We start from the raw sequence: 19432 nt of genomic DNA on the forward strand, positions 1-19432 counted from the left end.
TCGGGGGACACCGGCCTCGCATAGAATGCGCGCCGTTGGTGCTCGCGGGGTCAGTCATTGATGCCGCAGTTAAACGGGAATCAGGAGGGAGCAGGGCCACGCGGCCCCATCCTTGCCTGAGCTGCCCCCGCAACGGTCAAACGGACCCAGGTTTCGACAGAAGAAACCTGCAGCTCATATCCGCAGCCCACTGGATGCCCCGGCGTCTGGGAAGGGCATATGAGCCGCGCCGTCAGCCCGGATACCGGCCAACAAGGCGATGCGCCGTCAGCCCTCGGGCCGGCGGCAGCGTCATGAGGTGCGCGGCCACGGGGAGGTGGTGCGCACGAGGGATGGTCCATCCGTTCTGCCTGGCTCCGTCCGCGTCCTGTCGCGGCCGGCTGGCGTGGCCGTCCCCTTGCTTGGCTGCTGATCACGATGAAGAAGTCCCCTGTGCGGCCCTGCGCCGTCCTGGCCCCCTGCGCGGGCGCCGTCCTGACCCTGCTGGGCACGCTGGCGGCCGCCGCCGAAGTCGACCCGCCCAGCACTGCGCCGACCACCGAGCTCAGGCCGGTGCTGGTGCAGGGGGTCTCGCACAAGGCCGGCGGCTTGAAGGCCCCGCAGCTGACGGCCTCGCGCCTGGCGCTGAGCGCGCTGGATACGCCGGCCAGCATCGAGAGCATCGATGTGTCCCTGCAGCAGGCCCGCGGCGACACCCGCGTGGCCGACACGGTGGGCCGCGCCACCGGCATCGCGGTGCAGGCCTCGGCCACCTCGGGCAGCACGTATTCCAGCCGCGGCTTCACCGGCAACGAGTCGGTGGCCAGCGCCGAGGACGGCCTGCGCATGGCCACGGCCTCGGGCACCCAGTCCACGCCGACCGACAGCTGGGGCTACGAGCGCATCGAGATCCTGCGCGGCCCGGCCTCGGTGCTGTATGGCGACGGCAGCATCGGCGGCCTGGTCAACCTGGTACGCAAGGCCCCGGGCCGCGAGGCGGGCGCGGAGCTGACGGCAGGCCTGGGCACGGCCGGCGACTACCGCCTGGGCCTGGGCCTGAACCAGCCCCTGAGCGCCGGCACCGCGCTGCGCGTGGACGCGCTGGCCACTGGCGGCGACGGCCATGTGCAGCGCGGCGATCACCGCCATCACAAGCTGATGAGCACGCTGCGCTGGCAGGCCACGCCCGATCTGCGCCTGGACCTGAGTCTGGATGCGCATCGCGAGCGGCCCACCAATCATTTCGGCACGCCGCTCAAGGCCGACGGCAGCCTGTGGGCCGAGCTGCGGCGGGAGAACTACAACGTCAGCGATGCGCTCTGGCAGGTCGATCAGGACCGTGCCCGCGCGCGCCTGGACTGGCGCATCAGCGACAGCCTGAGCGCCCGCGCCGTGGCCTACCGCTTCCAGGCCGATCGCCAGTGGCGCAATCTGGAGGAATACAGCCTGGCCCAGGACGGCCAGCAGATCGAGCGCATGGGCTATCTGGGCATCCAGCACCGGCTGCGCCAATCGGGGCTGCGGGCCGACCTGCTGGCCCGCCTGGGCGCTGTGCAGGCCCTGGTGGGGGTCGAGCATATGGCGCTGGACTTCGTGCATGCCAACGACCGCTACGAGTACAGCAGCGTCAGCCGCGTGCCTTTGCAGGGTTTCGATCCCGGCCTCTACAAGGCCAGGGATGCGCTGCTGCCGCGCAGCCGCTCGGAGGTCGATCAGCAGGCCTTGTTCGCCGAGGCCAGCTGGCAGGCCGCGCCGCGCTGGCTGCTGAGCCTGGGGCTGCGCCGTGATCGCACCCGGGTGGATCGCGAGAATTTCAATCCAGCGCCCGGCACGGCGCTGCCGGCGCCCTGGGCGGCCCGCTTCAGCCCCAGCACCTGGCGGCTGGGCACGGTGTTCCAGCTCGATGCGACGCAAAGCCTTTATGCCCAGGCCAGCACCGGCACCGATCCGGTCGGCAATGTGGTGTCGATCTCCAGCGCCAACAAGGACCTGCGCCTGACCGAGGGCCGGCAGCTCGAGCTGGGCTACAAGCGGGCCGGCGCCGGTCTGGAGTGGACGGCGGCGCTGTTCGAGATCGTCAAGGACCACATCATCACCTCGCCCCGGCCGAACCGCCCGGACGACAGCGTGCAGGGCGGCAGCCAGCGCTCGCGCGGCCTGGAGCTCGGCGCGGTCTGGACCCCGGCGCCGGGCTGGCGTGTCGATGCCAACACCGCCCTGGTGCAGGCCCGCTACGAGCATCTGTTCGTCGTCAACGCGGCCAAGGAAACGGTCTCGCTGGCCGGCCATCGCCCGCCCAATGTGCCCGAGCGCCTGGCCAATCTGTGGCTCAGCCACAGCGCCGGCGCCTACGAGATCGGCGCCGGGCTGCGCCATGTCGGCCAGCGTTTCACGAACCGCGAGAACGCGATGAGCCTGGCCGCCTACACGGTGCTCGATGCCAGCCTGGGCTGGCGCTTCAGCGAGGCCGCCAGCTTGCGCCTGCAGCTGCGCAATCTGGGCGACAAGCTCTACGCCAGCAGCATGGGCAGCGGCCGCGCCGCCATGCTGGGCGCGCCGCGCAGCGCCGCCCTGGTGCTGGACTGGCGGCTGCGCTGAGCGATGAAGCGTTGGCTCCATCTGCTGCATCGCTGGCTGGGCATCGCGCTGGGCCTGCTGATCCTGCTGTGGCTGCTCTCGGGCCTGGTGATGCTGTTCGTGGCCCGTCCGGCGCTGCAGGAGAGCGAACGCCTGCAGGGGCTGGCGCCGCTGCCGGCTGCCATGCCACCCACCGCGATCACGGCGGCCCAGGCCTGGGCCGCGCTGGGCATCGCGGACGCACCGGAGGGCCTGCGCCTGCAGCAGCAGCTGGGCCGGCCGGTCTGGCTGCTGCAGGAGGCGGGCAAGACCTGGCACGCGGTCGACGCCCTGACCGGCCAGCCGCGCGCGCCGCTGGATGAGGCGCAGGCCAGGGCGCTGGCCATCGAGCAGGGCGGGCGGCTCGGTGGCCGCCGGCTTGCCGTGGCCGAGGTCGAACTGCTGCAGCGCGACCAGTGGAGCATCTACAGCCGCTTCAACGCACAGCGCCCGCTGTACCGCGTGGCCCTGGCCGACGGCGACGAGGGGCTGGAGCTCTATATCGGCCAGCGCAGCGGCGAGCTGGTGCTGGACACGCGAGCCTGGGAGCGCGGCTGGAACTGGCTGGGCACGGTGACGCACTGGCTGTACTTCACGCCGCTGCGCGCCAACGGCCCCCTGTGGCGCGATGTGGTGCTGTGGAGCAGCGGGGCGGCGCTGGCCCTGGTGCTGCTGGGCCTGGTGCTGGGCCTGCAGCGCCTGCGCCTGCGCGGGCGCTATGCCAGCGGCAGCGTCAGTCCCTACCGCGAGCGCTGGCAGCGCTGGCACCATCTGCTGGGCCTGGGCGCTGGCCTGGTGCTGCTGACCTGGCTGTTCAGCGGCTGGCTGTCGATGGCGCCCTGGGGCTGGCCCGGCGGCGAGCGCGCGGCGGCCGGCGAGCAGCAGCGCTGGCGCGGAGGTGCGCTGCAGCCAGACTCGCTATCGCTTCCCGATGCTCTGCCTGCCGTTCTGCCCGATGGCGTCGGCGAGCTGGCCGCGCTGCGCTTCCAGGGTCAGCATCTGTGGCTGGTTTCGGCCCCCGGCGGCAGCCGGCTGCTGGACATGCAGGGCCAGGTCTTGCCTCAGGGGCTGGACGAGGCACGGCTGCGCACGGCCGCTGCCGGCCTGCAGCCGGAGGCCCGTGTCATCGAGGCCCGCTGGCTGCACGGCCCCGATCTGCACTACTACGCGCTGCGCCACCAGACCCGCGCTTTTCCGGTCTACCGTGTGGCTTTCGACGATGCCGCCGGCAGCGTCTACTATCTGGACCCGCGCACGGCCCGCGTGGCGCTGCGGGTGGACCAGGCCGGGCGCTGGAACCGCTGGCTTTTCAATGCCCTGCATCGCTGGGACTTCCCGCCGCTGGCCGCGTCGGTGCTGGGCCGCGATCTGGTGGTCACGGCCCTGAGCCTGCTGGGCGCGGCGCTGTCGCTGAGCGGCTGTGTGCTGGCCTGGCGGCGCCTGCAAAACAGCCGCGGCCGCCGGAACAAACGGAAACCCTCATGAGCGACGACAACACCACCACCATCATCATCAAGCCCAGCATCCTGCCTTACCGCCGCCATCTGCTGGTCTGCACCGGTGCGCGCTGTACCCAGGACGGCGAGGCCCAGGCCATCTTCGACAGCCTGGGCGAGAAGTTCAAGGCGGCCGGCATCCACGAGGGGGCGCTGCGCGTCAAACGCAGCCGGGTCAGCTGCTTTGCGGCCTGCAAGGGCGGGCCGGTGATGTGCGTGCAGCCCGATGGCAGCTGGTACTACAACGCGAAGGGCGAGAACCTGGACCGCATCATCAGCGAGCACCTGGTCGGCGGCCGGCCGGTGGCGGATCTGCTGTTTCATCAGGGGCCGGGCGGGGCGCAGGAGCCTGAGGGCTGAGCCTGGAGGGGCGGCAAGCTGCCAATAGCTGAAGTTCGCCCGCAGCAGACGGCAGTGTCGACCACGGGTGGTGCCTTGATAATCAAGACCTGCCCCCCGCTGGTTCGAGATGCCTGCCTTTCGTCATCATCATCATGGATAAATTCTTGCTGCAGCAGCAGGTACTGGAACGGCTCGCCGAAGACCTGCAGCAAGCCGAACAGGCCGCGCGGGCGGCCCATGAGGTGGCGACTCACGAAGAAAACATCGCCGAGAACAAGTACGACACCTTGGGCCTCGAAGCCGCCTACCTGGCCACCGGCCAAGCTCGTCGCGCCGAAGTCATCCGCCAGGCGATGGCCCATTGGCGCCAGTTCCGCCCCAGCCCCTACGACGCCAGCCAAGGCATACAGCTCGGCGCGCTGGTCTGCCTGGTCGATGCCGACGACAAGCAGCAACATCTCTTTCTCGGCCCGGATGGCGGCAGCATGAAGTTGCACAGCGGCGCTCAGATCGTTCAGGTCATCAGCAGAGAAGCCCCCCTGGGCCGGGCCCTGCTGGGCAAGTGCGAGGGGGATGAGGTGTTGCTACAGGTCGCTCCACATCGACAGCAGTTTGAGGTGCTGCGGGTTGATTGAGCGGCAAGCCAGGGCTTGCCGAGATGGTCAGGAACCCTCGCATATCAGCATGAGCAACCGTCGCGCACCCACATCGGGGGGGCATCAACGGGCTCCGTCGCGTTCCCCGTCCGGCAAGGGGTTCTACCCATCACTCATCTGCAGCGCAGAGGGTCAGGTCTTGCCGCTTGATGGAAAGAAGCCATATCAACGTGAAAGCTCAGCGGGCGGCGGACCCGTCCGCTGCAGTGAAGGGTTGAGCGTCATTTCGGCACGAGCTTCAACCATGCCGATCCATCAGCCGCCTTGCCTGATGGAACCACTTGAAACACCGCAGCCTCCGATGAAATCGCCTGATTCGCTGGCACCGGTGTGAAGTCGCCATTCCAACGAGCGTGTAGCTCGTAGTGGACGACACGCGCACCTGAAAGAAAGGCCAGGGACATGACCCCGTCGTCTTTCGATTCCTTGGGAACTATCCGCTCGCAATACTTGTCCTGAACGCTCAGCGATTCGCAGATCGTTGAGCGAGGCGTGTACGGGTGAAAGAAGTAGACCTTGTCCCATTGAAACGGCGTCGCCGCAGTTAACCGTAACTCCTGCGCGTTCTGATCGCGCACAATGCGACCAATGGACTTACTCACACTACCAGCATCCGAGCAACCGATCGTGACAAGTCCAAGAAGGAGGGCGAGTGGTGCCGCTGCTTTCATGATGCTCAACGTTTGAGTTCACCGGCTGCCAAAGGCAGTCCGGTGCAATGAGGGGTCAGGCCGCTACCGCCAACGGCTAAAGGTCAAGTGCCTTGATGTATTGCATCGCCTTGTCCAACAGATACTTTTTCATGTGTGACGCAGCGAGAGTGTTCTGACCACCTTCCAATTCCCCTGGGATCCCCTTGTCCGTTGATCGCCAGGTCGGCTCTATACAAACGTAGTCGAGATCTCCGAGATGAAGACAGACATCCGGCTTCAGATCGCAATTCGGGAGCGATGATTTCTCGCTCTTTACATCAACCTTAGGTGCGTCTTCTTTGAGGCACTCGGCCAGCAATTTCCCGAGCGCTTTGTTTAGAGACTTGTCGCCCTTCGCGGCCAGTGCTTGGATTCTCCGATACTCGTTTGCTGTTTCCTCCACATCGCGATTTGCTCCCGCATATGGAGTTGTGTTGATCCCAAGCTCCAACTCAATCTCTTTATAAAGCTTGCTGTTGCGCATGGTTGCTTTCGCATCCTCAAGCTTCATGGCCTGCTGCTTCAGCTTGGCCTTCGCGGACGGCTCACCCAGTGCGCGAACTGCGGCAAGGGAAACATTGGGCGGAAGTTCAAACAATCGAAGATCAACTGCCCTCAAGAGGTGGGCCATTGCAGACCGTCGTGCTTTCCAGTCCGAAACGTACAGCGGCGCCTTGTCGTCAGGCTGGTCAATGAACTCGGCTACCAGTTCAATGTCAACCCTGTTGCGCGAACCCTGCGTGAGAGATAGGACCGTAGATCGGATTGCAGATGGCAGGTCTCCGGGAAGCACAATCCAAAGACGAGCACGGACTTTTGACTTCAGCACCGACCATGTTTTCTCACGTTGTGATTCAGCGAAAAGATCAACTGCGTTGAAGAAGTCTGCAATGGTCTCGGTGCCGCCGAGCAAATCAACCGCGACTTCGGTGGTTACACCAAAAGTCTCAAGGCCGTCGCCCGTGAGATTGCGGGTAGTGGCGTCTGCAACTGAATAGAAGCGTTCCTTGGGCAGTCCGTGAAAATGGTAGAAGCCCTTGGATTGGGTGTCTGCCATCGAGTCGCGACCTGTGATCCAGGCTTCGCCGGCAATCTGCTTGGCGGAAACTTCGCGCGTGACCGGCCAAAGAACAAGTGCGGCGCCTTTCGGGTCACGAAACACCTCCAAAAGTTCAGCGAATGTTTCGCTTAGCTGTTGCAGGTCGTCTTGCGATGGGTTGTCACGACGTTCGACCAAAACTACCCGAGCACTGCTATCCCCAGGTACGAACTTGTCATGAATGAAAGCTGGAAGGGCACGAAGTGGCAAGTCTTTCGGGAAGGAGAGCACTCGAATGTTCTGGAACTGCTTCGGCAAAGTCTTCAGGAACGTGGTCTTACCGCTCCCGGACAGACCATAGAACACCTCGAACAGGCCGCCTCCACCTGTCTTAACTCGTTGGAGGAGGTAGTCGATTCGATCTGCGGCTGAATCGACGCGCTCAACAAAAAGTCCTGTATCCAAGCCCGCTGCATGGGCCCGCTGTTCAAGGAGTTCCCAGCGCTTTGGTAGTTCCAGTTTTGCGAGTGTGTTCATTCTGAGATTATGGGCATGGTCAGAGGAGACCGTCGTTTGAGCGGCCTAACGTTCGCGCTCAGCGGGCGGCGAAGCCGTCCGCTGCAGCAAAGGGTTGGTCGGCATTGTCAACGGGCGGCCTCTGGCTGGCAGAAATCCAGAAGCCACTCAGCGTGACCACGCAATGGCTCGTCCGATGACCGAACAAGGGCTTCAATAACCCTCCTAGCTTCCGCCGGAAACAGCGCTGGGATTTCCAGAAGCGCTGTCGAGAACCCGTCGTTGTCGTGGCCTTCATCGAACCCTCGTTGATATGCCCGCAGCAGCTCAGGCAAATGGTCCAACCCGGCCAGTTCCGCGAGCGGCCAAGCTGCGGCCTCTCGTACGAAGAAGTCGCCCGTTTCCAAAAGACCCAGGAGCGCAGGGACGTCTTCCGCTGATGACTCCGCGTGCATGCGCGATGCCGCATTCACACAGGTATCAACGTCCCCGCTTGCCAGCGCTGAAACGATTTCGGACCAAGCCAGTGAGTTCATGCTGCCCAACTATGTTGTCTGCGGATCACTAACGATTTCTGCCCAAGATTTGAGCATGTGTCATGAGGGAAGGCGGCGAATGCTTACCCTGAAGCCGACGCCAACCAGCGCCTGCTTCTGGCCGACAGCATCCTCCCGCCATTGAAAAAGCCGGCCAGGCTCATCGCCCGCCGGCTTCGTTGTTCATTCATTGGCTGCGGCGGCATCGCCTCGCCGCCATAGCGCGCTTGCTCAAACCGCCAGCAGCTCGACTTCGAACATCAGCGTCGCGTTCGGCGGGATCACGCCGCCGGCGCCGCGCGGGCCGTAGCCGAGCTCCGAGGGGATGATCAGCACGCGGGTGCCGCCGATCTTCATGCCTTGCACGCCTTCGTCCCAGCCGCGTATCACCATGCCGGCGTCGAGCTTGAACTTGAAGGGGTCGCGGCGGTCCTTGCTGGAGTCGAACTTCTTGCCCTTGTTGCCGTTCTTGTAGAGCCAGCCGGTGTAATGCACGGTGACATTGGCACCGCTCTTGGCCTCGGCCCCTTCGCCCACCACCACATCCTCGTACTGCAGGCCGCTGGCGGTGGTCTGCAGCGTCAGCTCGACCGGCTCCTCGCCGCCGGCCACGCCCAGCAGCTCCACTTCGAACAGCAGCGTGGCGTTCGGCGGAATCACGCCGCCGGCGCCCTGGGCGCCATAGCCCAGCTCGGGCGGGATGATCAGGGTGCGGCTGCCGCCGACCTTCATGCCTTGCACGCCCTCGTCCCAGCCGCGTATCACCATGCCGGCGTCCAGATCGAACTGGAAGGGGTCATTGCGGTCCTTGCTGGAGTCGAACTTGGCGCCCTTCTGGCCGTCCTTGTAGAGCCAGCCGGTGTAGTGCACGGTGACTTCCTGGTCGGACTTGGCGACGGGGCCGCTGCCTTCGACGGTGTCTTCGAACTGCAGGCCGCTGGCGGTGGTGATCATGTTGGATCCTTGAATTGGAATGGCCGGCATCATAAATCGCGCCAGCGGGTCACGGCTTCGGCCAGGGCATCGGCCGGCGTGCCGGCGTGCAGACGCAGGCCCAGATGGCCGGCCGCCGCGCGCAGCGCGGCAAGCGGATCGCTCAGGTCCAGCGCGGCGGCGCCGTTCTGCTTGGACAGCTTCTCGCCATTGGCGCCCAGCACCAGCGGGGTGTGCAGATAGCGCGGGGTTGGCAGGCCCAGCAGCTGCTGCAGCCAGCGCTGGCGCGGCGTGTTGTCGGCCAGATCCTCGCCGCGCACCACATCGCTGATGCCTTGCTCGGCATCGTCCACCACCACGGCCAGCTGATAGGCCCAGAGCCCGTCGGCGCGCTTGAGCACGAAGTCGCCGACCTCGGTCTCCAGCGCCTGGGCCTGGGCGCCGAGGCGCCGGTCCTGCCATTCGATGCGGCCCGCGCCCTCGGTCAGCGCCCGCCAGGCGCGCGCCAGCCTGCCCTGCAGTCCGCCCCGGGCGGGGCGGCAGGTGCCGGGATAGACCAGCTCGCCGTGGCGGGGCTGCGGGCCGGCGGCGGCCGCGATATCGCGGCGCGAGCAGGCGCAGCCATAGGCCTGGCCGGCCTCGACCAGGCGCTGCAGCGCGGCCGCATAGAGCGCGCCGCGCTGCGACTGCCAGACGGGCGGCGCATCGGGCAGCAGGCCCACCGCAGCGAGCTGGGACAGGATCAGCTGGTCGGCGCCCGGCGGGCAGCGCGGCGTGTCGACATCCTCGATGCGTACCAGCCAGCGCCCGCCGTGGGCGCGCGCATCCAGCCAGCTGGCCAGCGCCGCGACCAGGGAGCCAGCATGCAGCGCGCCGGTGGGCGAGGGCGCAAAGCGACCGACGTAGCGGCCAGCCATCAAAGCAGCAGCCCCTCATGCTGCTCCAGCAGCGAGCGCCGCGTCGCCGCGCTCTGCAGCTGGCCCAGCCACCAGGACAGGGCCTTGGCGGGCGGCTGGCCGGTGTTGCGCCAGGCGTAGTGCATGGGGAAGACGCGTTTTTCCTGGAAGGTCGGCAGCTGCAGCAGGCGGCCGGCCTCGACATGGCGCCGCACCATGGACACCGGCAGCGAGCCGCAGCCCAGGCCGCGCATCAAGGCCTCCAGCTTGGTGGCCATCGAGGGCACGGTCAGCACCTCCTGGCCGGGCATCACGCCCACCGTCATCGGCGCCAGGCTGCGGGCGCTGTCGGCCACCGCGATGATGCGGTGCTGCGAGATGGTCGCGGCCGACAGCGGGCCGTCGTGGCGGGCCAGCGGGTGGTGCGGGGCCACGCAGAACACCATCTCCATATCGCCCAGCAGCTCGCAGAACACCGAGCTGCCCGGCGGCTGGGCCGAGGTGCCGATGGCCAGATCGGCCTGGCCCGACAGCAGCGCCTCCCAGGTGCCGGACAGCACCTCGACGCGCAGCTTCAGCCGGGTCGGCGGGCCCTTGGCGACCACGCCGTCGGCGCCTGGGGTGTCATCGACCGGCAGCTGGTAGAAGGCCTCCATCAGATCGAACAGGGCCCGGCGCGCCACCGCGTCGTCGATCGCGACGGTCAGCTCGCTCTCCCAACCGGTGGCGACGCGCCGCACCCGGTTGGCCACCGCATCCATCTCCTGCAGCAGGCGCCGGCCCTCGACCAGCAGCTCCTGGCCGGCGGCGGTCAGCTCGGCCTGGCGCGAGCGGCGATCGAACAGCAGCACGTCCAGCGCCTCTTCCAGCTGGCGCACGCTATAGGTCAGCGCCGAGGGCACCTTGCCCATGGCCCGCGCGGCGGCCGCAAAGCTGCCGGTGCGGGCGATGGTGTCCATCATCGTCAGGGCCTCGGGGGTCAGGACGCGGCGTTTGTCGTGGGTGGCGTGCATGGGCAGAGGGCAAAGGCGTGGGCCTTCATCTTATTTGAACGTTGACTTCATCGGCGAGGGGGCTTCATTGAAGGCTCCCGCTCCTACATTGGATCCATGGCGCCGACGAGGTGCTCAACAAACAGGAGCTCACGATGCTTGAACTGATCAAATCCTCCGACCGCGGCTATGCCGACCATGGCTGGCTGAAGTCCTTCCACAGCTTCTCCTTCGCCGACTACTACAACCCCCAGCGCATGGGTTTCGGCGCGCTGCGCGTGATCAATGAAGACCGTATCGCCCCGGGCACCGGCTTCGGCACCCACGGCCATCGCGATATGGAAATCATCAGCTATGTGCTGGACGGCGAGCTGGCCCACAAGGACAGCATGGGCAACGGCGAGAAGGGCGGCGCCCATGCCGGCGTCATCAAGCCCGGCGATGTGCAGCGCATGAGCGCCGGCACCGGCGTGATGCACAGCGAGTTCAACAACGCGCAGGGCAGGCAGACCCATTTCCTGCAGATCTGGATCATGCCCGACCAGCGCGGCGTGGCGCCCAGCTACCAGCAGCTGCATTTCCCGGCCGAGGACAAGCGCGGCCGCCTGCGCCTGGTGGCCTCGAACGACGGTGCCGAGGGCTCGGTGTCCATCCACGCCGACGCCAGGCTTTATGCCGGCCTGTTCAATGGCGATGAATCGGCCGAGCTGGTGTTGGCGCCGGGGCGCTTGGCCTATGTGCACCTGGTGCGCGGCAGCCTGCTCGTCAACGGCCAGACCCTGGCCGGCGGCGATGCGCTGAAGCTGGCCGGGACCGACAAATTGGTGCTGGGTCAGGGCTCGGATGCCGAGGTCCTGGTGTTCGATCTCGCGCCCTGAGACTGGATAGACTCACGGCCATGGAAAAACTGTGGACCGTGCTGACCTTTCTGCCCGCCATCGACTGGCTGGCGCTGGGCTTGTTCTTTGGCGGCTGGGTCGGTTATGCCCAGTTCGCCAAGCGCCAGGCGGTGGCCAAGGACTCGGTGCTGGCGGCGACCAACCGCGAGCGCCGGCTCTGGATGCTGCAGGTCACCTACCGCGAGGTGCGGGTGATCGACGGGGTGGTCGTGCAAAGCCTGTCCACCAGCCCGTCGTTCTTCGCCTCCACCACCATCCTGATCATCGGCGGCCTGTTGGCCGTGCTGGGCGCCAGCGACCAGGCCAGCGAGCTGGTGCGCGAGATCCCGTTCGCGGCCCGCACCTCGACCCTGGTCTTCGATCTGAAGCTGGTGCTGCTGGCCGGCATCTTTGTCTACGCCTTCTTCCGCTTCACCTGGAGCATGCGCCAGTACACCTTCGGCGCGCTGCTGGTGGCCTCGGCCCCGGACCACAAGCTGTTCGAGAGCGGCGGCCTGTCGCGCGAGGCCTTTGCCGACCGCGCCGGCCGCGTCGTCGGGCTGGCGGCCGAGACCTTCAACGACGGCCTGCGCGCCTACTACCTGGCCTTCGCCGCCATCGCCTGGTTCTTCTCGCCCTGGGCCTTCATCGGCGGCACGGTCGGCGTGATCTACATCCTCTACCAGCGCGAGTTCCGCTCCGAGGTGCTGAAGGTCTTGCAGGGAGATGGCAGCGGGGAGGGCTGATCAGCCCTCGAACTGCATCGCCGCCAGCCTTGCATACAGCCCGCCGGCGGCCACCAGCTCGGCATGCGTGCCGGTCTCGACGACGCGGCCGTGTTCCATCACGACGATGCGGTCGGCGCGTTGCACGGTGGCCAGCCGGTGCGCGATCACCAGGGTGCTGCGGCCCTGCATCGCGACCTCCAGCGCCGCCTGCACCGCACGCTCGCTCTCGGCGTCCAGCGCGCTGGTGGCCTCGTCGAGCAGCAGCAGCGGCGGGTTCTTCAGGATCGCTCGCGCAATGCTGATGCGCTGGCGCTGGCCGCCGGACAGGCGCACGCCGCGCTCGCCCAGAAAGGTGTTGTAGCCCTCGGGCAGCTGGCTGATGAAGTCGTGCGCGAAGGCGGCGCGAGCCGCCGCGAACACCTCCTCGTCGCTGGCCTCGGGGCGGCCGTAGCGGATGTTCTCCAGCGCATTGGCCGAGAAGATCACGCTGTCCTGCGGCACCAGGCCGATGCGCTGGCGCAGCGCCTGCAGCGAGACGCGATCGATGGGCACACCGTCCAGCGTGATCGTGCCGGCCTGCGGCTGATAAAAGCGCAGGAGCAGCTGCAGCACCGTGCTCTTGCCGGCGCCGCTGGGGCCGACCAGGGCCACGGTTTCGCCGGGGCGCAGCTCCAGGTCGAAATCGGCCAGGGCCTGCTGCTGCGGGCGCGAGGGGTAGTTGAACTGGATGCCGCGCAGGCTCAGTCCGGAGCCGCCGGCGGTGGCCGGCAGCGGCAGCGGCATGGTGGGCTCGGCGATGGTCGAGCGGGTCGCCAGCAGCTCCATCAGCCGCTCGGTGGCGCCGGCGGCGCGCAAGACATCGCCCCAGACCTCGGCCAGCACCGCGACGCTGCTGACCAGCAGGATGACGTAGACCACGGTCTGGCCCAGATGGCCGGCGCTGATAGTGCCGGCGATCACCGCCTGCGTGCCCTGGTACAGGCCCCACAGCATGGAGCCGAAGGTGGCGGTGATGATGAAGGCCACCAGCATGGACCGCACGCGGGTGCGCTTGCGCGCGGTGTCGAACGCGGCCTCGCTGGCCTGGGCGAAGCGGCGCGTCTCGGCACCTTCCTGCACATAGCTCTGCACCACGGTCACCGCGTTCAGCACCTCGGCCGCGATCGCGCTGGTGTCGGCGACGCGGTCCTGGCTGGCGCGCGACAGGCGCCGCACGCGCCGGCCGAAATAGATGGCCGGCAGCACGACCAGGATCAGCAGCCCCAGCACCTGGGTCATCACCCAGGGGTTGGTGATGATCAGCATCACCATCGCACCGACGCCCATCACGCTGTTGCGCAAGCCCATCGACAGGCTGGAGCCGACCACGGTCTGGACCACCGTGGTGTCGGTCGTGATGCGGCTCAGCACCTCGCCGGTCTGGGTGTGCTCGAAGAACTCGGGGCTTTGGCGCAGCACATGGCTGTAGACCGCATTGCGCAGATCGGCGCTGACCCGCTCGCCCAGCCAGGTGACGGCATAAAAGCGCGCTGCCGAGAACAGGCCCAAGGCCGCGCCGACGGCGAACAGTGCCAGGAAATGCCCGCGCAGCGCCATCAGCCGCTCGCCCGGATCGCTGGCCACCAGGCCCTGGTCGATCAGCCCGCGCAGCGCCAGCGGGAAGGCCAGCGTGGCCAGCGCGGCCAGCAGCAGGAAGAGCAGGGCGGTCAGGATGCGGCCGCGATAAGGCGCAAGAAAAGGCCAGAGGCCGGAGAGGGCGCGGGGGGAGGCTTTGGGAGCGGTGTCGGCTATAGCGTCGAGTGCAGGCATGCGTGGCAAGGCGGGTGGCGGCGCAGGCATTGTGGCCTCTTTGGCCGACGACGATCAAAAACGCGGGCGGCACGGGCCGGCCTTTCCTGGCGGCGCGTGCGAACAGCGCTCAAGATGGCGCCGCTGGCTGACGATATAGCAAGAGAGCCAGTGTCTGGTGTTGGGGCCTCTTGATATGACACAAGCAAGCCAAGGCATGGGGTGGCGTTCACAGCTGAGCATTGCCCAGCAGTTTTCGCTGATCGTCGGTGTTGCCGTCGCCATCCTGTTGGGCATCATCGGGCTGAGCCTGCTGCGCGTGCAGGCGCTGGGCGCGACGGTGGAGCAACTGGCCACCGACCAGGTCGAGCGGCTGCAGCTGGCGCAGCGCTGGCGCGGCAATATCGCCGTCAACGCGACCCGGGTCTTCGCCATCATCGAGTCGGACGGCGACAGCCTGCAGGACTATTTCAAGGACGGCATGGCGGCGGTCACCGCCGACACCAGCACCGTGCAGAAGCGCTACGCCGAACTGGAGACCAGCCCCGAGGGCTTGCGCATCCAGGAGGAGTTGGCCGGTGTGCGCAAGTCCTATCTGGAGGCCCGTGACAAGGCGCTGGCCCTGAAGAAGCAGGGCGATATGGCGCAGGCGCGCTCGCTGGGCCGCAGCAGCTTTGCGCCGCTGATGGAGCGCTATATCGCGACGGCCGACAAGATGGTGGCGTTCCAGGCCCGGCGCTCGGCCGAGCAGGCCGCCGAGGCGGCCGGCATGATCAAGGCCTACCGGCTCATGGTGCTGGGCGCCGGCCTGGCCGGACTGGCCCTGCTGTGCCTGCTGGCCTGGGTGGTGGTGGCTGGCATCCGGCGTTCGCTGGCCTCGGCCAGCGAGGCGGTGGCCAGCATCGGCGAGGGCGATCTTTCACGCGAGATTCGGGCCGAGGGGCGCGGCGAGGTGACCGAGATGCTGCGCTCGATGCAACGCATGCAGAGCTCGCTGGTGCGCATCGTCGGCGCGGTGCGCCAGAGCAGCGACAGCATCGCCACCGGCTCGGCCGAGATCGCCAACGGCAATGCCGACCTGAGCCAGCGCACCGAACAGCAGGCCGCCAATCTGGAGCAGACGGCGGCCTCGATGGAGGAGCTGACCAGCACCGTCAAGAACAATGCCGACACCGCCCGCCAGGCCGCAGCGCTGGCCAATGCCGCGTCGACGGCGGCGGTGCAGGGCGGCAGCGTGGTGGGCCAGGTGGTCGCGACGATGCAGGACATCTCCGCCGCCTCCAACAAGATCACCGACATCATCGGCGTGATCGACGGCATCGCCTTCCAGACCAATATCCTGGCGCTGAACGCGGCGGTCGAGGCTGCCCGGGCCGGCGAGCAGGGGCGGGGCTTCGCGGTCGTTGCCGCCGAGGTGCGCAGCCTGGCGCAGCGCTCGGCCAACGCGGCCAAGGAGATCAAGGGCCTGATCGTCAACAGCGCCGAGAAGGTCCAGGCCGGCACCCGGCTGGTCGGCGAGGCCGGCCAGAGCATGGAGGGCATCGTCGCCCAGGTGCGCAAGGTCAATGACCTGATCGAGGAGATCTCGCACGCCACCGGCGAGCAGACCACCGGCATCAGCCAGGTCGGCGAGGCGGTGACCCAGCTCGACCAGGTCACGCAGCAGAACGCCGCCCTGGTCGAGCAGAGCGCGGCCGCCGCCGAGAGCCTGAAGCACCAGGCTGCGCAGCTGGCCGAGGTGGTCAGCGTGTTCAAGCTGGGGCGCTAGCGAGCGCCCCGCGCTTCCTGCTGATTACTTCAGGCTGAAGCGCACATTGACCGGCTTCTTGCCGGCCAAGGTCACGGTGGCCACCACCTTGGTGCCCGGGCCGGTCTTGAAGCTGCCCTTGGCCTCCAGCTTGTTGTCGCCGGCCGGGCTCAGCGCGAGCTCGCTCTTGTCGGCGCCGCTGAGCAGGGTCAGCTTGGCCAGCGCGCCGGCGGTGGAGGCCGGCTTGCCATGGTCGCGCACATACAGGGTGATCTGCTCGGCCCTGGCCACCAGCTCGAAGTCGATATCGCTGGCCTCGACCACGACGCCGCCGTGCAGCGGCTTGTGCTCATGGGCGTGGCCGTGATCGCCGGCCGCCTGGGCGGCGAGGCTCGCCAGGCTCAGCGCCGCAGCGCCGGCCAAAGTCTTGATGGTCATCATTGTTGAAGTCCTCTCGTTGGTGGTGTTGATCAGAAAGCTTGCGCGTCGCGGTCGTCCAGCAGCCGCTCGGCATCGCGGCGGCCGAACAGCCAGAACATCGCCGGGGTCAGAAAGGTGTCGAGCAGGGTCGAGCTGATCAGGCCGCAGAAGATCACCACGGCCACCGGATGCAGGATCTCGGTGCCGGGGCGCTCGGCCTCGAACAGCAGCGGCGCCAGCGCGAAAGCGGTCACCAGGGCCGTCATCAGCACCGGGCTGAGCCGTTCCAGCGAGCCCCGCACAATCATCTGGGGCTCGAAGCTCTCGCCCTCGAAGCGCATCAGGTTCAGGTAGTGGCTCAGTTTCAGGATGCCGTTGCGCACCGAGATGCCGGCCAGCGTGATGAAGCCGACCAGGGCCGCGACCGACAGCGGCTGCCCCGACAGCCACAGCCCCAGCACCGCGCCGACCAGGGCCAGCGGGATATTGGCCATGATGATCAGCGCCAGCCGGGTGCTCTGGTAGCGGCTGAACAGCACGACGAACATCAGCGCCGCCGATACCAGGGACAGCAGGCCCACCAGGCGCGAGGCCTGCTCCTGGGCCTGGAACTGTCCGCCCAGCGTGACGAAATAGCCCTCGGGCAGCGGCGTCTCGGCGACGACCTTGCGGATGTCGGCGACGATGTCGGACAGCGCGCGCCCCTGCGCATTGGCCGACAGCACGATGCGGCGCTTGCCGTCGTCGCGGCTGATCTGGTTCGGGCCGTCGCCGTCCTCGATGCTGGCCAGCCTGGACAGCGGCACCGGACCCAGCGGGGTGGCGATCATGATCTGCGCCAGGCCCTCCATCGAGCGCGCCGACTCGGGCAGGCGCAGCACCAGCGCGAAGCGCCGGCCGTCCTCGACGATCTGGCTGAGCTCCTGGCCCTCGACCAGGGCCTGCAAGGCGGCCGTGATCTGCGGCGTCGGCACGCCGTAGCGGGCGGCCGCCGCCGCGTCGATGCGCACCTTGATCTGCGGCGCCAGCACCTGCTTCTCGATCTCCAGATCGGCCAGGCCCGGGATGCTGGCCAGGCGCGCGCGCAAGGCATCGGCCTGGCCGCGCAAGGTGTCCAGGTCCTCGCCGAAGATGCGGATCGCGATCTGCGAGCGCACGCCGGACAGCATGTGATCGATGCGGTGCGAGATCGGCTGGCCGATGGCGGCCGTGGCCGGCAGATTGACCAGGCGGGCACGGATATCGGCCTTGATCTCGTCCATGGAGCGCGTGATCTCGGCCTGCGGTTTCAGGCCCACATCGAGCTCGCTGACATGCACGCCCTCGGCATGCTCGTCCAGCTCGGCCCGGCCGCTGCGCCGGCCCACATGGGCGACCTCGGGCACCTGCATCACCAGCAGCTCGGCCTGGCGGGCCAGCGCCGAGCTCTCGGCCAGCGTCACGCCCGGGTTCAGGCGCAGGCCGATCAGCAAAGTGCCTTCGTTGAAGGGCGGCAAGAAGGTGGTGGCGAAGAAGGGCACGGCTGCCGCCGCGGCCAGCGCCGCGCAGGCGCCTGCCGCCAGCGCGCGCTTCGGATGCGCCAGCACCGCCTGCAGCCCGCTGGCATAGCGCGCCTTCAGCCAGGCCAGCAGCCGGGTGTCGCCATGGTCCAGCGACTTCATCGTCGGCAGCAGGTAGTAGCTCAGCACCGGCGTCACCGTCACCGAGACCAGCAGGCTGGCCAGGGTCGAGACGATGAAGGCGATGCCCAGCGGCACGAACAGCCGCCCCTCCATGCCCGGCAGCGCGAACAGCGGCAGGAAGACCAGCACGATGATGGCGGTGGCGTACAGAATGCCCGAGCGCACCTCCATGCTGGCCTTGGCGACCAGCTGCAGCGGGTTCAGCCGGTGTTCCGGATGGCGCGCGCGGTCCTCCTTGAGGCGGCGGATGATGTTCTCGACATCGACCACCGCATCGTCGACCAGGCCGCCGATCGCGATGGCCAGGCCGCCCAGGGTCATCGTGTTGATCGACAGGCCGAAGTAGCGAAACACCAGGGCCGTGATGAGGATGGACACCGGAATCGCCAGCAGCGCGATCACCGTGCTGCGCAGATTGCCGAGGAAAAACCACAGGATCACCGCGACAAAGACCGAGGCGCCGATCAGCTTGCCCTGCAGCGTCGAGATCGAGGACTCGATGAAGCTGGCCTGGCGGAAGGTGACCTGGGGCGCGGCCATGCCGGCCGGCAGCGAGCGCTTCATCTCGCCCAGCGCGGCCTCGATGGCCTGGGTCAGCGCCACGGTGTCGGCGCCGGGCTGCTTCTGGATGCCCAGGATCACCGCCGGCTTGCCTTCGAAGCCGGCATCGCCGCGCTTGAGGGCCGGCGCGAAGCTGACCTCGGCGACCTGGCGCAGCAGCAGCGGCTGGCCGTTCCTGGCGCCCAGCGCCAGATGGCGCAAGGCCTCCAGGCTGTTGTCTCGGCCCAGATGCCGTATCAGGTACTCGCGCCCGTTGAGCTCCAGAAAACCACCCGAGCTGTTGGCCGCATAGCGCTGCAGTGCCGCCGCCAGTTGCTCCTGCGTGACGCCCAGCTCGGCCATGCGCGCGGTCTGCGGCTGGACCTGGAACTGCCGCACCTCGCCGCCGATCGGGATCACCTGGGCCACGCCGGGAATGGCCATCAGGCGCGGCCTGAGCACCCAGTCCGCATACTCGCGCACCGCCATCGCCGAGACCTTGTCGGTCTCGATCGGCAGCGCGATCTGCATGATCTCGCCCATGATGGAGCTGATCGGCCCCATATGCGCGACCACGCCCTCGGGCAGGCCCTGCTCCAGTGTCGCCAGCCGCTCCGACACCATCTGCCGGGCGCGGAAGATCTCGGCGCTCCAGTCGAAGGTGATGTAGACGAAGGACAGGCCGGCGCTGGAGGTCGAGCGCACCGATTCGACGCCGGGCAGGCCGTTCATCGCCGTTTCCAGCGGGAAGGTGATCAGCTGTTCCACCTCCTCGGCGGCCATGCCACCGGCCTCGGTCATCAGCGTGACCGTGGGCTTGTTCAGATCGGGAAAGACATCCACCGGGGTGCGCGACAAGGTGAATGCGCCATAGGCCATCAGCGCCAGCGCGGCGATGATGACCAGCAGCCGGTTGCCCAGGCTGTAGTCGAGTAGCCACTTGAACATGGTTCGTG

16 protein-coding genes, 1 pseudogene and 1 riboswitch are annotated in these 19432 nt (G+C 67.6%); of the genes and pseudogenes, 7 read left to right on the forward strand and 10 right to left on the reverse strand.

Going from position 1 to position 19432, the window contains the following annotated elements; genetic code table 11:
- Positions 1-19 precede the first annotated feature (19 nt).
- Positions 20-267: riboswitch (cobalamin riboswitch) on the forward strand.
- A 150-nt stretch (positions 268-417) separates the two neighbouring features.
- The 4 genes from ABGI63_RS14735 (at position 418) to ABGI63_RS14750 (ending at position 5068) form a co-directional block, all read left to right on the forward strand.
- Complete coding sequence (locus ABGI63_RS14735) at positions 418-2577, forward strand: TonB-dependent receptor (protein WP_349743142.1); 2160 nt, start codon at positions 418-420, stop codon at positions 2575-2577.
- A gap of 3 nt (positions 2578-2580) precedes the next feature.
- A complete protein-coding gene (locus ABGI63_RS14740) occupies positions 2581-4080 on the forward strand; it encodes a PepSY domain-containing protein (protein ID WP_349743143.1) in 1500 nt (499 codons plus the stop codon).
- Positions 4077-4451, forward strand: a complete 375-nt coding sequence (locus tag ABGI63_RS14745) for a (2Fe-2S) ferredoxin domain-containing protein (RefSeq protein WP_349743144.1) — start codon at positions 4077-4079, stop codon at positions 4449-4451. Before ABGI63_RS14740 ends, ABGI63_RS14745 begins: the two co-directional genes overlap by 4 nt.
- A 134-nt stretch (positions 4452-4585) precedes the next feature.
- The gene (locus tag ABGI63_RS14750; RefSeq protein ID WP_349743145.1) at positions 4586-5068 is read left to right on the forward strand and encodes a GreA/GreB family elongation factor; all 483 of its coding nucleotides are present in this window, start codon (positions 4586-4588) and stop codon (positions 5066-5068) included.
- 242 nt (positions 5069-5310) lie between these two features.
- Here ABGI63_RS14750 and ABGI63_RS14755 read toward each other — a convergent pair whose 3' ends face one another.
- The 7 genes and pseudogenes from ABGI63_RS14755 to ABGI63_RS14785 all read right to left on the reverse strand — a co-directional run bounded on the left by ABGI63_RS14755 (position 5311) and on the right by ABGI63_RS14785 (position 10714).
- Positions 5311-5760 carry a hypothetical protein gene (locus ABGI63_RS14755; protein WP_349743146.1) on the reverse strand — a complete coding sequence of 150 codons (450 nt, stop codon included), beginning with the start codon at positions 5758-5760 and terminating at the stop codon, positions 5311-5313.
- Positions 5761-5836: 76 nt separating this feature from the next.
- The gene (locus ABGI63_RS14760) at positions 5837-7357 is read right to left on the reverse strand and encodes a hypothetical protein (protein WP_349743147.1); all 1521 of its coding nucleotides are present in this window, start codon (positions 7355-7357) and stop codon (positions 5837-5839) included.
- Positions 7358-7464: 107 nt separating this feature from the next.
- Positions 7465-7872, reverse strand: coding sequence for a hypothetical protein (locus ABGI63_RS14765; RefSeq protein ID WP_349743148.1), 408 nt, complete (start codon positions 7870-7872; stop codon positions 7465-7467).
- A gap of 231 nt (positions 7873-8103) precedes the next feature.
- Entirely contained in the window at positions 8104-8457 is a 354-nt protein-coding gene (locus ABGI63_RS14770; protein ID WP_349743185.1) for an FKBP-type peptidyl-prolyl cis-trans isomerase, read from the reverse strand.
- Positions 8458-8481: 24 nt separating this feature from the next.
- Positions 8482-8826: pseudogene (locus tag ABGI63_RS14775) on the reverse strand (FKBP-type peptidyl-prolyl cis-trans isomerase); the annotation flags it as partial.
- Between the two features lie 29 nt (positions 8827-8855).
- Positions 8856-9722, reverse strand: a complete 867-nt coding sequence (gene gluQRS, locus ABGI63_RS14780; protein WP_349743149.1) for a tRNA glutamyl-Q(34) synthetase GluQRS — start codon at positions 9720-9722, stop codon at positions 8856-8858.
- Complete coding sequence (locus tag ABGI63_RS14785) at positions 9722-10714, reverse strand: LysR family transcriptional regulator (RefSeq protein ID WP_349743150.1); 993 nt, start codon at positions 10712-10714, stop codon at positions 9722-9724. The genes gluQRS and ABGI63_RS14785 overlap by 1 nt, the downstream gene beginning before the upstream one ends.
- Positions 10715-10848: 134 nt before the next feature.
- Here ABGI63_RS14785 and ABGI63_RS14790 point away from each other — a divergent pair, with 134 nt between their 5' ends.
- Together ABGI63_RS14790 and ABGI63_RS14795 are read left to right on the forward strand one after the other, a co-directional pair.
- On the forward strand, positions 10849-11571 hold the full coding sequence (locus tag ABGI63_RS14790) for a pirin family protein (protein ID WP_349743151.1): 723 nt from the start codon (positions 10849-10851) through the stop codon (positions 11569-11571).
- 20 nt (positions 11572-11591) lie between these two features.
- Positions 11592-12317, forward strand: coding sequence for a DUF599 domain-containing protein (locus tag ABGI63_RS14795; protein ID WP_349743152.1), 726 nt, complete (start codon positions 11592-11594; stop codon positions 12315-12317).
- On the opposite strand, the gene ABGI63_RS14800 is transcribed toward ABGI63_RS14795, so the two are convergent.
- Complete coding sequence (locus ABGI63_RS14800; RefSeq protein WP_349743153.1) at positions 12318-14108, reverse strand: ABC transporter transmembrane domain-containing protein; 1791 nt, start codon at positions 14106-14108, stop codon at positions 12318-12320.
- A gap of 196 nt (positions 14109-14304) precedes the next feature.
- Here ABGI63_RS14800 and ABGI63_RS14805 point away from each other — a divergent pair, with 196 nt between their 5' ends.
- Positions 14305-15855 carry a methyl-accepting chemotaxis protein gene (locus ABGI63_RS14805; protein ID WP_349743154.1) on the forward strand — a complete coding sequence of 517 codons (1551 nt, stop codon included), beginning with the start codon at positions 14305-14307 and terminating at the stop codon, positions 15853-15855.
- 24 nt (positions 15856-15879) lie between these two features.
- Here ABGI63_RS14805 and ABGI63_RS14810 read toward each other — a convergent pair whose 3' ends face one another.
- Both ABGI63_RS14810 and ABGI63_RS14815 read right to left on the reverse strand, forming a co-directional pair.
- Positions 15880-16272, reverse strand: a complete 393-nt coding sequence (locus tag ABGI63_RS14810) for a hypothetical protein (protein WP_349743186.1) — start codon at positions 16270-16272, stop codon at positions 15880-15882.
- Positions 16273-16304: 32 nt separating this feature from the next.
- Positions 16305-19424 carry an efflux RND transporter permease subunit gene (locus ABGI63_RS14815; RefSeq protein WP_349743155.1) on the reverse strand — a complete coding sequence of 1040 codons (3120 nt, stop codon included), beginning with the start codon at positions 19422-19424 and terminating at the stop codon, positions 16305-16307.
- Positions 19425-19432: the final 8 nt, after the last annotated feature.

It is taken from the genome of Roseateles cavernae, assembly GCF_040187885.1.
Taxonomy (GTDB): Bacteria; Pseudomonadota; Gammaproteobacteria; order Burkholderiales; family Burkholderiaceae_C; genus Roseateles_E; species Roseateles_E cavernae.

Excerpts from the sequence above, each read along its gene's own strand:
- ABGI63_RS14785 (WP_349743150.1), bottom strand. The coding sequence starts at position 10,714 with ATGCACGCCACCCACGACAAACGCCGCGTCCTGACCCCCGAGGCCCTG.
- ABGI63_RS14805 (WP_349743154.1), top strand. The coding sequence starts at position 14,305 with ATGGGGTGGCGTTCACAGCTGAGCATTGCCCAGCAGTTTTCGCTGATC.
- ABGI63_RS14750 (WP_349743145.1), top strand. The coding sequence starts at position 4,586 with ATGGATAAATTCTTGCTGCAGCAGCAGGTACTGGAACGGCTCGCCGAA.
- ABGI63_RS14755 (WP_349743146.1), bottom strand. The coding sequence starts at position 5,760 with ATGAAAGCAGCGGCACCACTCGCCCTCCTTCTTGGACTTGTCACGATC.
- ABGI63_RS14765 (WP_349743148.1), bottom strand. The coding sequence starts at position 7,872 with ATGAACTCACTGGCTTGGTCCGAAATCGTTTCAGCGCTGGCAAGCGGG.
- ABGI63_RS14740 (WP_349743143.1), top strand. The coding sequence starts at position 2,581 with ATGAAGCGTTGGCTCCATCTGCTGCATCGCTGGCTGGGCATCGCGCTG.
- ABGI63_RS14735 (WP_349743142.1), top strand. The coding sequence starts at position 418 with ATGAAGAAGTCCCCTGTGCGGCCCTGCGCCGTCCTGGCCCCCTGCGCG.
- ABGI63_RS14815 (WP_349743155.1), bottom strand. The coding sequence starts at position 19,424 with ATGTTCAAGTGGCTACTCGACTACAGCCTGGGCAACCGGCTGCTGGTC.
- ABGI63_RS14760 (WP_349743147.1), bottom strand. The coding sequence starts at position 7,357 with ATGAACACACTCGCAAAACTGGAACTACCAAAGCGCTGGGAACTCCTT.
- ABGI63_RS14810 (WP_349743186.1), bottom strand. The coding sequence starts at position 16,272 with ATGACCATCAAGACTTTGGCCGGCGCTGCGGCGCTGAGCCTGGCGAGC.
- ABGI63_RS14800 (WP_349743153.1), bottom strand. The coding sequence starts at position 14,108 with ATGCCTGCACTCGACGCTATAGCCGACACCGCTCCCAAAGCCTCCCCC.
- gluQRS (WP_349743149.1), bottom strand. The coding sequence starts at position 9,722 with ATGGCTGGCCGCTACGTCGGTCGCTTTGCGCCCTCGCCCACCGGCGCG.
- ABGI63_RS14795 (WP_349743152.1), top strand. The coding sequence starts at position 11,592 with ATGGAAAAACTGTGGACCGTGCTGACCTTTCTGCCCGCCATCGACTGG.
- ABGI63_RS14790 (WP_349743151.1), top strand. The coding sequence starts at position 10,849 with ATGCTTGAACTGATCAAATCCTCCGACCGCGGCTATGCCGACCATGGC.
- ABGI63_RS14745 (WP_349743144.1), top strand. The coding sequence starts at position 4,077 with ATGAGCGACGACAACACCACCACCATCATCATCAAGCCCAGCATCCTG.